The sequence below is a fragment of the Ruegeria sp. H4 genome (assembly GCF_056533065.1).
On sequence record NZ_JBQFOC010000001.1, the window covers coordinates 1,904,487 to 1,918,056 of the forward strand.

Genomic DNA, 13,570 nt, shown 5'->3' on the forward strand with positions numbered 1-13,570 from the left:
GATACAAAATGGTCGATCGGAAAAATCTTTCCAGACGTACGGTGCTGAAAGGCGCAGGCGCTGCTGCTTTGGCTGCCCCGCTTTACAGCAAATCTGCGCTTGCATCGTCGGGCGAAATCAACATTCTGATGTGGTCGGACTACCTGCCGCCCAGCTTCATTCAAGAGTTTGAAACGCTGACCGGAATCAAGGTGAACTATACCGGTATCGGATCGAACGAAGAAATCATCAACAAGATGAAGGCCACCAAAGGTCAGGGCTTTGACATCGTGTCGCCCACCAACAACCGCTCGCTTCAGTGGGAGCCGCTGGAGCTGCTGCAGCCATTCGACATGAATAAGGTGCCGGTTGATCTGGTGAACCCGGCGATGGCGCAAATTGGTACGGATGCGTGGAACTTCGGCGACAGCGGTGCGCATTGGCTGCCGCATATCTGGGGAACGGAAGGTATCGCTTACCGCACCGACCTGTGGCTGCCGGAAGGTGATGCGCCATCTTATGGCGATGTCTGGTCCGAAGCGAATGCGGGCAAAACCATGGGCCGCGCGCATTCGATGATGCTGGGCGCTGGTCTTTACATGGAGCGCGCGGGCGAGATGGAGCCTGGTTCGGTCTGGGCGGCTTATGGTGACGAAGACACCATGCGCAAGGTCTGGGGTCAGATCACGGACTGGTGCGTTGCCCGCAAGGATCGCATCAAACTGATCTGGAACGACGCCGATACCCAAAAGAACGGCCTACTGAACGAAGGTGTGGTCGTTGGCCAGACCTGGGACGGACCGCCGCTGGCGTTGAAATCCGCAGGTGAGCCTGTGCATTATCAGGCACCGGTCGAAGGTGCAATGGCCTGGGTCGATGGTATCTCGATGCCGACCGGTGCACAGAATGTCGAACAGGTTTATGCCTTCATCGATTTTGCCTATCAGGCGAAACCAGCAGGCGTTGCGATTGATAGCCACGGCTACAACTCGCCTGTTCTGGGTGCCGACCAGTATTCGGGTGACACCTACAAGAAGAACTTTGCAGAAGCCTATCCGGGTGACTCACTTGCTAACCTTAACCCGTGGCCGGCCGAAGCACCCTGGTACGCAGAAACGCGGACCGAGTTCGTCAACAAGTTCAAAAGCGCCTGATTGCGTAACATCTGGTCCCTCGCCATTGGGCGAGGGACTAACCCCTGAGCGTCGCAATGTCGCCTCAGGCCCTATCCGCGTGCCAGCACGACGCGCGCCAGTCGGAGATATCTAAGATGAGTGCAGGGGTCGGAGTAGATCTGGAAAACCTGTGGATCCGTTTCGGTGATTTTGTCGCCGTACGTGATGCCAATGTGAATATCAACGGGGGCGATTTCTTTTCGTTCCTTGGCCCCTCGGGTTGTGGCAAGACCACGATCCTGCGCGCGGTTTCGGGGTTTTTGGACCCCAGCGAAGGCAAGGTTCTGATCGGTGGCAATGACATGCGCGGTATCGGGCCAAACAAGCGCCCGACCGCTCTGATCTTTCAGAACCTCGCGCTGTTTCCCTTGATGAAAGTCTGGGAGAACATCACCTTTTCGATGGAGATCAATGGCGCCAGCGCCGCCGAACGCCGCAAGCGCGCGGATGAGCTGCTGGACATGATTGCTCTGCCGGGGCAGGGCGACAAGCTGCCAAGTGAGCTTTCCGGTGGTCAGCGCCAACGGGTTGCCATCGCGCGCGCGCTGTGCGCGGAACCTGATGTTCTGCTGTTGGACGAACCGCTTTCTGCGCTGGACCTGAAGCTGCGCCAACATATGCGGACGGAGTTGCGCGAAATTCAGCAGCGCGTCGGCATTACCTTTATCTATATCACTCATGACCAAGGTGAAGCGCTGACCATGTCTGACAATATCGCCGTCATGCGTGCCGGAGTGATCGACCAGATCGCAGATGGCAAGACCATCTACAACGATCCCAACACGGCTTTTGCGGCCTCTTTTGTGGGCGAAAACAATGTGTTCCGTGGTAAGATCAAGCAGGTCATGGGCAATGAGGCGATGATCGCAACCAACCGGTCCGGCGATCTGGTGGCCCGCATCTCGACCGCCAATCAGGGCAAGCTGAAAGAGGGTGACGAGGCAATGATGTTCGTCCGGCCCGAGGCGTTTGCTATCGCTCCTGAAGGAAGCACCGGCAATCATTTCGTGACCGCGCAAGTGAAGCATGAAGAATTTGAAGGCAATGTCTTCAACATCTTCACCGAAGGCGATGGTGGTAAAGAGATCAAAGTCTCGCTGCCCAACCTCGGCCAGTCCTTCGAAGATCACACCGGCCAGATGATCACGCTGGAATACGAGACCCGCAACGCGGTTCTGGTTCCAGCGGGTGAATTGGCAGCAGAGTAAGGGGTCAGACAGATGCCCCAGTTTCTGAAAGAATTCTTCAACCGAAATGGCACCGGCATGGGGTTGTTGATCCTGGGCCTTGTCCTCTTTTGGACCATCGGCCTGATCATTCTGCCTCAGCTATCGATGCTGGACTTTTCATTCCGTCCAAACCTGCCCCCGCCCGAGATCGGTGGGCCCAAGGACGTTTATACGCTGGAGAACTACAAGTACCTGATCTACGGGCCAGAAGGTGGCAGCCAGGATTACAACGCAGTCGACCTAAGGGTGTTTTTCCGCACGCTGCTGGCGGCGGTTTGCGTGACGATCTTTAACCTGATCATCTGCTATCCGATTGCCTATTATCTGGGTCAATCCAAAGGTAATCACATCCGCATATTTGCGATCATGCTGATCATTCCCTATTGGATCAACGAGATCCTGCGGGCCTTTGCTCTGCGTATCATCTTTGGTGAAACCGGCGTGTTGAACACTCTGTTCATGGGTCTGGGCATTTGGGATTTGCCGTTTGATTTCATCCGCAATGACATCGCGCTCTATGCAGGCCTTGGCTATGCATACATCCTGCTGATGATCTTCCCGATGTATAATGTGATCGAAAGCCTCGATGGTAACCAGATCGAGGCTGCGCGCGATCTGGGTGCACCCTGGTGGCGGATACATTGGCGTGTAGTCATTCCTTATGCCAAGCCAGGGATCAGTTCGGGCTGTACGATGGTCTTCATGCTAAGCGCCGGTGCGCTGGCCGCACCACAAATCTTGGGCGGGCCGTCCAGTCTGTGGTTCACGCAACTGATCTATCAGCAGTTCAACGACAACAATGACTGGCCGCAAGGGGCCGCCTACGCCATCGTGCTGCTGGTGACCTGTATCCTGTTCGTGCTGGCTGTGATGCGCCTGTTCAAGGTGAATATGGGGGATATCGGGAAATGAACAATTCCTTCCTCCGCATAAGCATCTGGGTCTATCTGGCCATCTTCTTCCTGTACCTGCTGGGTCCGCTGGTGATCATGTCGATCACAGCCTTCAACTCTCCCAGCTTTCCAAGGATGACCCCGTGGGAATGCCTGACCTTCCAGTGGTTCAGTGAACTGTTTCAGGATCAACGTATCCTGAACGGTATCAAGAACTCGCTGATCATTGGGGCCGGGACAGTTGTTCTGTCGGTGGCGATGGGTCTGGCGGGCGCGTTGATGTTGACGCAGATTTGGCCCAAGCTGCGCGCGACCTATTACACGGTTATCATCGCACCGATCCTGATACCGGGCGTTGTCTTGGGTATCTCGACACTGGTCTTTTGGGACCGGATCAACCGGATGCTGGGGCTTGGGGCGGATAGCTTCCTGTCCAATGGCATCTTCCTGACGGTGATTGGCCAATCCACCTTTATCGCCAGCTATTGCATGCTGGTGCTGGTGGCGCGGCTGCAGCGTTATGACATCGCGCTGACCGAGGCGGCCCTGGACCTGGGAGCCAGCCATGCGCAGGCGTTTCGCAAGATCCTATTGCCTTTCATGCGCCCGGCGATTGCATCGGCGGCGGTGCTGGCGTTCCTCGCTTCGTTCGAGAACTACAACACCACCACATTCACCTTTGGTGAATATCCGACGCTGACTATCGAGCTGGCTCAGAAGGTGCGGTATGGCATCACGCCCTCGATCTCGGCCTTGGCCTTTATCATCGTGGCGCTGACCGTGTTCTTCGCCTTGCTGAACGAAGCCAAGCTGAAACGTCAGGAACTGGTGGCAGCAGCGCGCAAAAAGGCCACGGTGGAAGAACTGGCAGGCAAGATCAAATTGCCCGGCTTCTTCTCGGGGAATATGGCTGCGGTCCTGGTTGTGGTGTTTGCGGTGGCGACGATCACTGTGGTTGGCACCGCCACCGCCTATGATCCGGGCCAGTGTATCGCGGATGTGCGCGCGCAGAAGCAGTTGGAGGCCGAACAGCGTATCCAGCAGCTGCGTCAGGAACGCGAAGAGCGTCGCAAACAGCGCGAGGCGGAAGAGGCCGAGCAAGGCGGCATTCAAACCGCACCGAAGCCGTCAAACAACAGCGGTTTTGGGAATGTCTTTGCCCCCAACACGCTGGGTGGGGATGATGAGGCGAGCGGTGACGAAAGCTCGGACACTGAAAGCCAGCCGTCGAACAACAGTGGGTTTGGTGGGGTCTTTGACCCCAACAGTCTGCAAAACGACTAGGTTTTCGCCTAAGAAAACTTGCTGCCGCCCGAACGGATTTAGCTCTGCTCGGGCGGTATGCGTTTCAGGATCGCCACGTCGCAACCCGCGATTTTGTGCCCGTCCCATTCCACCGCATCGGAATTGTAGTTGATCAGGAACGTGTGTTCCGACGTGTCGCGGCGGCGCAGCCCTTCCGGCATGGGCGTTAGGATCAGGCCGGTCTGCTCAGCGGCCATTGCTAAGATGCGGTCCCAGAGCTCTGGATCAGGGAACCCGGCCAAATACCACAGACCACCTTCACCCTTTATGGCGGGTGTCCCATCCTCGAAACTCAGCACATCAGGGGCGCTGCCTGTCATCCGGTCGATCCAATGCTGCGCGGTGCCGCTTCCGGTCACGGGGCGGTTGATGTTGGGCGGAAGAGTTTCGACCAGTGCGACGTCGCAATTCAGACCGGCCAGTCCGGGTCGTCCGGTTGTTGGGATCTGAAAATCATGGGTAATCGCGCCGCTGCGCGGGCCAAGAATGGCCAACTCACAGGCATTGGTCAGGCGCTGTTCCAGATCACCTTCCACTGTCGCCAGACCCGGTGCCAGGATCAGTTTGTAGCCATGTGGAATGGCTTTTGCCGACACAATATCCACCGACAGCCCTGCACGCCGCAGCGCACGATAAGCCGAGAACACAAGCCGGAAGTAATCAAACCCAGCCCCCTGAGGTTGTGTTGTCCAGGCCCAGTCCGAGGCATAGTCGAACAGGATGGCAACCTGCGCCTGTTGCTGTTCCAGCGCACCCAACGCCGTGAGATCATCGGCTGTTTGGCGCGCTTCGGCCATCGCAGGCGCATCCGCATTGTTTGAGGTTAACAGGCCCGCATGCATCTGTTCCTGCGCAAAGGGGGCCTGCCGCCAGCGGAAATAGCTGACCACCTCGGCCCCGTGCGCCACAGCCTCAAGCGACCATAGGCGGACCATTCCGGGCAAGGGCGCGGGGTTGTAGGGGGCCCAATTCACAGGGCCGGGCTGTTGTTCCATCACCCACCAGCGCCCGTGCCCGACTGTGCGATACAGGTCATGGTGAAACGCTTGCATATCGGGATCACCCTGTTGCAGATATCTGGTCTTGTGGTCCAGATCATCCTCCAGCCGATCCGAAAGGAACCCAATCGGGTAGCTGTCCCATGTGGCGATATCCAAATCAGCCCCGACATCAAAATGATCAAACTCCAACACGCGGCCCATGTAATTGTGCAGCAAAGATGCATCCGTTAGCGGCCTAAGCACATCCACCTGAGCCTTGTTGAAGGCCACAACCTGATCCGAGCTGAAACGGCGGAAGGCGAGCACATGAGCCGGATTTGGGTCGGTCACGGTCAGGTTGGGCAGGTCGATCTGGTTGAAGTGGTTATACTCCATCGACCAGAACACATTGCCCCACGCCTCGTTCAGCGCTTCGATTGTGCCGTACTGATCTGCCAGCCATCGCTGAAACGCACCCAGAGCAGACGCGCTGTAGCTGAGCGTTGTGTCATGGCAGCCATATTCATTGTCGATCTGCCAGGCCGCGATATGCGGATTTTGCCCGTAGCGTTCACCCATGATCTGGGCAATGCGGGCGCATTCGTCGATATAGCCCGCATGGCTGAAACAATAATGTCTGCGCGACCCAAATTTACGTGGCTGACCTTGTACATCGACCGCAAGCATGTCGGGATGTTTGTCCAACATCCAGCGGGGTGGCGTGGCCGTCGGTGTGCCAAGAACCACCTTCAACCCTGCCGCGCCCAGTGTTTCGATTGCGCGGTCCAGCCAGTCGAACTGAAGATTGCCGGGCTGCGACTCCATCCGGCTCCAGGCGAATTCTCCGATCCGGACCCAGCGCAGGCCGGTCTCAACCATGCGCGCGGCATCTTCGGCCCAAACAGCCTCGGGCCAGTGTTCGGGGTAATAGCAAACGCCAAGTTCGGGTTTCATAAAAGGACTCTGTGCTCTGTCTGACCTCGCCCTGCATTCGGCGCAACGAAGGTCATTCCGTTTCTGGGTTGGTCTCGAAGCGCCTCGGCACTCAGCCCCTCGCGGGCCGTTGTGCAGAAAAGCGTGCTCAAATCATCGCCGCCAAAGGCGGGGCACGAAGTATGCGCGGCGTCAAATGTCACCGCGTGCTGAAACCGCCCCGAAGGATCATAGCACGCAACCCGCGCCGCGCCCCATTGTGCGATCCAGATATGGCCCGCTGCGTCGACAACTGCGCCATCCGGGTTCAGGGCTTCACTACGGAGATCCAGAAAAACCGAAGCCTCACCCTCAGGCCAACCGGTTTCAGTGTCTAGCCCCCAACGCATGACCTGCTGTGTCGTCGTATCGGTATAGTATGCGCAAGAGCGGTCGGGCGCGAAGCAGATCGCGTTTGAGATCGTGACGTTTGGAACCAGACGGCGCAGCTCGCCCCGCCAGAACCGATAGATTGATCCGGCATGTGGTTCGGCCTGCTTGCCCATGGTCCCGATCCAGAACCCGCCCCACGGATCAGCACGCCCGTCATTGGATCGGGTCGCCGGGTTGTCAGCTTCCAGCGGGCAGACGGGTTTCTTCTCGCCGCTGGTTAGCGCAAATCGCCATAAACCGGTCTCGGATGCGATCAGCAGAGTATCTTTGTCTATCCAACCCGCTGCCGACACATGTTCCGCGAAATCCCAGCTGTTTTGTTCGTCCGCCTCGCGGGTCATCAGACGTTTGTTGTTGATATCAAACCAGAAAAGCTGCTGCCGTTCCGGGTGCCATAAAGGCCCTTCCCCCAAATCACAGGGGCGGTTGTCAAATACCTGACTCATCCGATGGCCGTGTCATAGGCGCTGACGATCTGCTGCGCGCGGTCGGCAATTTCTGAGATACTCATCCCCGGTTTATAGAGCGCCGAGCCGATGCCAAACCCATCCGCACCAGCGGCGATCCAGTCGCCGAAGTTCTCAGGACCCGCACCGCCGACAGCGTAGACCAGCGTGCCTTTTGGCAAAACAGGGCGCAATGCGGCCAGGCCCGTTGTCCCGGCCATCACGCCGGGGAACAGTTTCAGCCCGGTCGCACCTGCCTTCAGCGCCGCAAAAGCTTCGGTGGGGGTGAAGACGCCCGGCCAGCTTTGCATGTTCAATTCTACGCTACGCGCAATCACTTCGGCATCGTAGTTTGGTGAAACAATCAGTTTGCCGCCCACACGGGCAACGTCTTCGGCCTGTTCGACAGTCAGGACTGTCCCGGCGCCAACCAGCGCTGTGTCTCCGAAGGCTGATGCCAATTGGCCGATGCTTTCAAGCGGGTCGGGCGAATTCAACGGTACCTCGATCTGGTCGATACCCGCATCGATGATAACGCGGCCAACCGCTTCGGCCTCGGACGGTTGCAATCCGCGCAGAATGGCGATGATAGGGCGGCTCATGCGGTTTGCCTCGTCAGGTTGCGGGCCAGAGCCAACCCGGCCAGGGTGACCTCTGTGGCATCGGCGGTTTCCACAAACGCGCCCTGTTGGTTCAGGGCTTGTGCATAGATATTGGCGATATGATCGGCGCCGATAATGGCCATTTGTTGCCCCAGCCAATAGGCTCGTGTGGCAGCCAGTTCAGCGCCGATCAGCAAGCCTGACAACCGCGCTCTTGCGATTGCCCCGTCTTGCCCTTGCAGCAGATCCGCAGCACGCAACCCAAACAGGCGACCCGCAAGGTTTTCGGGCTTAGACAGGGTGTCCGCCAGCGCTTCGGCGAAGGCGGCATCATCCCACCCTTCACCGACTGAGTGCCTCAGAACGGATTGCCCGCGCAGCAGTTCAAACATCTCTCCTGTCATGAAGGTGCGAAAGCTGACAACCTCACCCGCGCTGAGTTGTACCCATTTGGTGTGCGTGCCGGGCAGGCACAAAACCCCATCCCAATTGGGTCGCGCAGCCACAAAACCGACGATTTGTGTCTCTTCGCCGCGCATGACATCTGGCGGTTCCGTCTGTTTCAGGCCGGGTACAACAAAGGCGCGAATGCGGGGATCCGTGTCCGGCACCCGCACTGGAACATTGGCCACCGGTTCTGACGGTACGGCGGCATAAGGTGCCTCGACCCAACCTTGCCGCGCGCCGACCATGCCGCAGGCGATGACGTCCACCGGAGCATCGCCCAGCCATGGCTCGACTAGAGACAGAAGTGCAGCCTGAAACCCTCCGTTGGCCACGCGCGACATGCCCTGATCGGACTGCGCCTGATCCACTGCTCTGTCGCCCTGCATGGCCCAGGCCCGCAGGTGAGAGGTTCCCCAATCGACAGCAATCCATTCAGCCTTCATATCCTCACCCCGATACGACCACGCCACCATCAACGGCCATACACTGACCGGTCATGGCGCGGCTTGCGTTTGAGGCCAAAAACAGCGTTGGTGCAATAATGTCCTCTGGTGTCAGATGTTCTTTCAGGCACTGGCGGTCCAGATGGGCGGCCAGATCCTCGGGCGTGGCCCACATATCCAGCTGTTTCTGCGTCAGGACCCAACCGGGGGCCAGCGCGTTCACGCGGATGTTTTGCGGGCCCAATTCGCGCGCCAGCGACCGTGTCATGCCCGTGATGCCCGCATTCGAGGTTGTGTAGATCGGATAGCCCGCATTGCCCATGATATAGCTGATCGAGCTGAAATTGACGATCGCACCGCCTTTGTCCTGCATCTGGCGTGCGGCTTCCTGGCAGGCAAAGTAATAGGCTTTGAGGTTCACCTCGATCATCCAGTCCCAGAACTCGGTTGTGGATTCGTCTAGCGAATGACGTTTGTCGTTGGCGGCGTTGTTGATCAGAACGTCCAAGGGGCCATGCGCCTCGGCTGCCTTTTGCATCGTGGCATGCAGCAGTTCTGTGTCGGTCATATCACCCTGCATAAACAGCGGCGCGCGCCCGTGTTTCTCGCGCATCTCCTCAACAAAGGCGCTGGCATCCGAGCGGCCGATAAAGGCCACGTTTGCACCTTGCGCAAGAAACCCATCGGTCAGCGCCGCACCAACGCCCGAGCCGCCGCCAGTGATATAGACCGAGACCCCGTTCAGATCGTGGAATGTAGCGGGTTGGGTCATCAGTGGCTCTCTCTGGTCACAAGGCGGGTGTCTTTGCCGACAAGGAAATCAAGATCAGCGCCCTGATCGGCTTGCAGAACGTGGTCGACATAAAGTTTCGCATAACCGCGGGTATAGTGAGGTTCGTCCGGTTGCCACGCGGCGCGGCGGGCGTCCAGTTCCTTTTCATCGACCAGCAGTTCCATCTCGCCCTTGCTGGCCGAGATACGGATGCGGTCACCGGTTTTGACCAGCGCCAAGGTGCCGCCCGCCTGCGCTTCGGGGCTGACATGCAGGATGACGGTGCCATAGGCAGTGCCCGACATGCGCGCATCGGATATGCGGATCATGTCGCGCACGCCTTCTTTCACCAGCTTTGCCGGGATCGGCATGTTGCCGACCTCAGGCATGCCGGGATAGCCCTTTGGGCCGCAGCCTTTTAGGACCAGAATGGTCTCGGGTGTCACCGGTAGATCGTCGCGGTCGATATTGGCTTTGAGGTCTTCGATGTTCTCAAACACATAGGCCTCGGCCTCTGTTTCGAGCAGTTCGTCAGTGGCTGCCGAAGGCTTCACGATGGCCCCGTTGGGTGCAAGGTTGCCGCGTAGAACACGCAAGCCTGCTGCAGGTTTTACCGGATCGTTGAAGGCGCGGATGACGTCGGTGTTGAAGCATTCAGCCCCATCGTAATGGGCCGAGATGTCCCTATTCAAAACTGTCTTGGCCGGTCGCAGGAAGGATTTGAGCTCGTTCAGAACAACTGGCACACCGCCTGCATAGCAGAAATCCTCCATCAGGTATTTTCCCGAAGGCATGCAGTTGACCAGCAGTGGGATTTCCGACCCAATTTCAAAGTCTTTCAGGGTTAGATCCACACCGACACGACCCGCCAAAGCCAACAAGTGGACCACAGCGTTGGTCGAACCGCCCACAGCAGCGTTCGCCAGAATGGCGTTCTCGAATGCTTCCTTCGTCAAAATGTCCGACGGTTTGAGGTCTTCGTCCACCATCTCGACAATCCGTTTGCCGGTCAGATGCGCCAGCGCCATACGGCGCGCATCGACGGCGGGCAGGGCGGCGTTGGTGGGCAGGGACATGCCCATCGCCTCGACCAGCGAGGCCATGGTGCTGGCTGTGCCCATGGTCATGCAGACACCTGCACTGCGGGACATCCCGGATTCGGCATTCATGAAGTCCTGGAGGGTCATCTCTCCGGCCCGGACGGCCTCGGAAAACTTCCAGACATCGGTGCCGGAGCCTATATCTTGCCCACGATATTTGCCGTTCAGCATCGGTCCTGAACTGACAACAATCGATGGCAGATCGACTGACGCCGCGCCCATCAACTGCCCCGGTGTGGTCTTGTCACACCCGCCCAGCAGAACCACACCGTCGATCCCATAGGCGCGGATCGATTCCTCGACATCCATCGCCAGCAGGTTACGAAACAGCATGGCGGTGGGCTTCATCTGGGTTTCGCCTAGCGACATGACCGGGAATTCGACCGGAAAGCCTCCGGCCTCCCATACACCGCGTTTGACGCCTTCGGCCAGATCACGCAGGCCCGAGTTGCAGGGGGTTAGCTCCGACCAAGTATTGCAGATGCCTATAACTGGACGCCCGTCAAAGGCGTGGTCGGGAAAGCCTTGGTTCTTCATCCACGATCGGTGGATGAAGCCATCCTTGTCGAGTTTTCCGTACCAATGCTGTGAACGGCGTTTCTTCGTCATATGCGGGGCCTTTCAAGCGGCGCGGGCCGGGCGGCACCAATCAGGCAACCAGTCGGCATGAGCTGTCAGCAGGTCGGTGACAAGGCTGCGGATTTGCCGCAAGTCCAGTTCGGCGGCGGTGTGCGGGTCCATCATTGCGGCGTGATAGATGTGTTCTGGGTTTTGCTCAACCAGTGCGCGCACCGTCAGTTCCTGCACATTGATCTGGGTCCGCATCAGGGCAATCAATTGAGGCGGGATATCGGTAACCACTGAAGGCTGCACGCCGTTGCTGTCTACCAGACAGGGGGTTTCGACCGCGGCACCCAAGGGCAATTGTGGGATTTGGCCAGTGTTGGGCAAGTTGCCATAGGCCACATAGGGCGCGTCGGTGACGATGGCGTTCATCAGGTCGGCGGCGAACTCATGGCTGCGGCAGACTTCGATATCCCGACCATCGGTCAATGTCTTGGCTTGTTCTTTCCAGCTTGCAACCTGCTCGATGCAGCGGGTGGGGTATTCGTCCAGCGGGATCGAGAACTGCTCGATCAGATCTTCGCGTCCGTCCTTGATGAACCACGGAACGTATTCGGCAAGATGTTCTGAGCTTTCGGTGCAAAAGTAGCCAAGATGATCCATTACCTCGTACCGCACCTTGTTGGGGCAGCGGGGCATCAACAGTGGAGCTTTGGGCAAGCGCCCGCTGGCATATCCTTGTCGCAGAGCCGGGTAAAGGTCGCGGCCCTGATGTTCCAGTTTCAGGAAGAACGCGACGTGATTGACGCCCGCGACCTTGTAGCGGAATTCATCCTTGGGCAGGTCCAGGTCATGGGCCAGTTCTTCGACGGTATTCTGGACCGAGTGGCAGAGGCCAACATGCTTCAGGGTCGGGAAACGTTCAGCCAGCGCCCATGTATTGATCGCCATCGGGTTTACATATTGCAGCAGTGTCGCGTTGGGGCAGAGCTGCATCATGTCGCGCGCGACGTCCCACAGAACCGGAACCGTGCGCAATCCGCGCATGATGCCACCAATACCCAGCGTATCAGCGATAGTCTGGCGCAAACCGTATTGTTTTGGGATCTCGAAATCGGCGACCGTGCAAGGCGTGTACCCGCCAATCTGGAAGGCGGTGATCACAAAATCCGCCCCGTCCAGCGCCGCGCGGCGGTCGGTGTGTGTGGAAACGGTCGCACCCGTGCCGACCGAGCGGATCATAGCGCGGGCCACGGATTCGCTTTCGGCCAGACGTTCTGGATTGATGTCCATCAGCGCGAAATGGCTGTCGGCCAGCGCAGGGGTGAGCAGCGCGTCGCCCACGATATTCTGCATGAAGATCGTGGAGCCCGCACCAATGAAGGCGATCTTTGTCATTGAGGCAAACCTTTGGTTTGACGTTATTTTACGGCACCGAGGGTCAAACCCGCGATGAAGTGTTTCTGCATCAGGAAGAACATGGCTACCGGCGGCAGGGCCGCTACGATAGAACCGGCACTCATCAATTGATAGGCGGCGCGGAATTGCGCGTTGAAACTGGTGATGCCTGCGGTGACAGGTTGGCTTTCTGCCCCTTGGGTCAGCACGACAGCCCAGAAGTAATCGTTCCAGATGAAGGTGAAAATCAGCACGCTAAGCGCGGCAATTGCAGGCTTCATCAGCGGCAGCACAACGTACCAGAAAATGCGCCATTCGCTGATGCCCTCGACCCGTGCGGCCTCGATCAGTTCAAAGGGCAGGGCGCGGATGAAGTTGCGCATAAAGAGGGTACAGAACCCGGTCTGGAAGGCGATGTGGAAAAGCACAAGCCCGGTTTTTGTGTTGTAGAGACCCAGCTCCAGCGTCAGGTCGCGCACAGGTACCATCAGAATCTGGAAGGGCACGAAGTTGCCCGCAACAAACATGAAGAAGATCCAGAGGTTCGATTTGAACTTGTAGATCCCCAGCGCAAAGCCGGTCATGCTGCTGAGCGCGACACATCCGATCACTGTTGGAACGGTGATCAGGAACGAGTTCATCAGATAGCGTGGCATGTCCGAGTTGAAGAAAACCTGCCCGTAGTTGAACGCGCCTTCAAAGCTGGAGGGCATACCCCAGTAGTTTGCGTTGGTGAAATCCGCGGCGGGTTTGACCGAGAACAGGGCAACCGCCAAAAGTGGCCCTAGCCACAGTAGCAACGCCAATGGCAGCATGGCCTGATAGGTAATCTGCGCCGCTCGGGGTTGTTTTTCGATGGGTTTGGGAAACAT

12 protein-coding genes are annotated in these 13,570 nt (G+C 58.1%); 4 read left to right on the top strand and 8 right to left on the bottom strand.

The window, feature by feature from the left end; translation table 11 throughout:
- Nucleotides 1–8 precede the first annotated feature (8 nt).
- The 4 genes from ACR0KG_RS09460 to ACR0KG_RS09475 all read left to right on the top strand — a co-directional run bounded on the left by ACR0KG_RS09460 (nt 9) and on the right by ACR0KG_RS09475 (nt 4,560).
- Nucleotides 9–1,133, top strand: coding sequence for an extracellular solute-binding protein (locus ACR0KG_RS09460; protein WP_480544024.1), 1,125 nt, complete (start codon nt 9–11; stop codon nt 1,131–1,133).
- A 116-nt stretch (nt 1,134–1,249) separates the two neighbouring features.
- Complete coding sequence (locus ACR0KG_RS09465; RefSeq protein WP_480548000.1) at nt 1,250–2,362, top strand: ABC transporter ATP-binding protein; 1,113 nt, start codon at nt 1,250–1,252, stop codon at nt 2,360–2,362.
- 12 nt (nt 2,363–2,374) lie between these two features.
- The gene (locus ACR0KG_RS09470; protein WP_170534845.1) at nt 2,375–3,295 is read left to right on the top strand and encodes an ABC transporter permease; all 921 of its coding nucleotides are present in this window, start codon (nt 2,375–2,377) and stop codon (nt 3,293–3,295) included.
- The gene (locus tag ACR0KG_RS09475) at nt 3,292–4,560 is read left to right on the top strand and encodes an ABC transporter permease (protein WP_480827112.1); all 1,269 of its coding nucleotides are present in this window, start codon (nt 3,292–3,294) and stop codon (nt 4,558–4,560) included. The genes ACR0KG_RS09470 and ACR0KG_RS09475 overlap by 4 nt, the downstream gene beginning before the upstream one ends.
- Before the next feature lie 38 nt (nt 4,561–4,598).
- Here ACR0KG_RS09475 and ACR0KG_RS09480 read toward each other — a convergent pair whose 3' ends face one another.
- Genes ACR0KG_RS09480 through ACR0KG_RS09515 form a run of 8 tightly spaced genes read right to left on the bottom strand, consistent with a single transcriptional unit; the run spans nt 4,599 to nt 13,570 of the window.
- The gene (locus ACR0KG_RS09480) at nt 4,599–6,515 is read right to left on the bottom strand and encodes a beta-galactosidase (protein WP_480827113.1); all 1,917 of its coding nucleotides are present in this window, start codon (nt 6,513–6,515) and stop codon (nt 4,599–4,601) included.
- Nucleotides 6,512–7,372 carry an SMP-30/gluconolactonase/LRE family protein gene (locus ACR0KG_RS09485; RefSeq protein WP_480827114.1) on the bottom strand — a complete coding sequence of 287 codons (861 nt, stop codon included), beginning with the start codon at nt 7,370–7,372 and terminating at the stop codon, nt 6,512–6,514. The genes ACR0KG_RS09480 and ACR0KG_RS09485 overlap by 4 nt, the downstream gene beginning before the upstream one ends.
- A complete protein-coding gene (locus ACR0KG_RS09490; RefSeq protein ID WP_480827115.1) occupies nt 7,369–7,974 on the bottom strand; it encodes a 2-dehydro-3-deoxy-6-phosphogalactonate aldolase in 606 nt (201 codons plus the stop codon). Before ACR0KG_RS09490 ends, ACR0KG_RS09485 begins: the two co-directional genes overlap by 4 nt.
- Nucleotides 7,971–8,864, bottom strand: a complete 894-nt coding sequence (locus ACR0KG_RS09495; protein ID WP_480827116.1) for a 2-dehydro-3-deoxygalactonokinase — start codon at nt 8,862–8,864, stop codon at nt 7,971–7,973. Before ACR0KG_RS09495 ends, ACR0KG_RS09490 begins: the two co-directional genes overlap by 4 nt.
- A 4-nt stretch (nt 8,865–8,868) precedes the next feature.
- Nucleotides 8,869–9,636 (bottom strand): SDR family NAD(P)-dependent oxidoreductase, encoded by a 768-nt coding sequence (locus tag ACR0KG_RS09500; protein ID WP_480827117.1) that lies wholly within the window; start codon nt 9,634–9,636, stop codon nt 8,869–8,871.
- Nucleotides 9,636–11,345 carry an IlvD/Edd family dehydratase gene (locus ACR0KG_RS09505; RefSeq protein WP_480827118.1) on the bottom strand — a complete coding sequence of 570 codons (1,710 nt, stop codon included), beginning with the start codon at nt 11,343–11,345 and terminating at the stop codon, nt 9,636–9,638. The genes ACR0KG_RS09500 and ACR0KG_RS09505 overlap by 1 nt, the downstream gene beginning before the upstream one ends.
- Before the next feature lie 12 nt (nt 11,346–11,357).
- Complete coding sequence (melA, locus tag ACR0KG_RS09510; protein WP_480827120.1) at nt 11,358–12,698, bottom strand: alpha-galactosidase; 1,341 nt, start codon at nt 12,696–12,698, stop codon at nt 11,358–11,360.
- 23 nt (nt 12,699–12,721) lie between these two features.
- The gene (locus ACR0KG_RS09515; RefSeq protein WP_480547991.1) at nt 12,722–13,570 is read right to left on the bottom strand and encodes a carbohydrate ABC transporter permease; all 849 of its coding nucleotides are present in this window, start codon (nt 13,568–13,570) and stop codon (nt 12,722–12,724) included.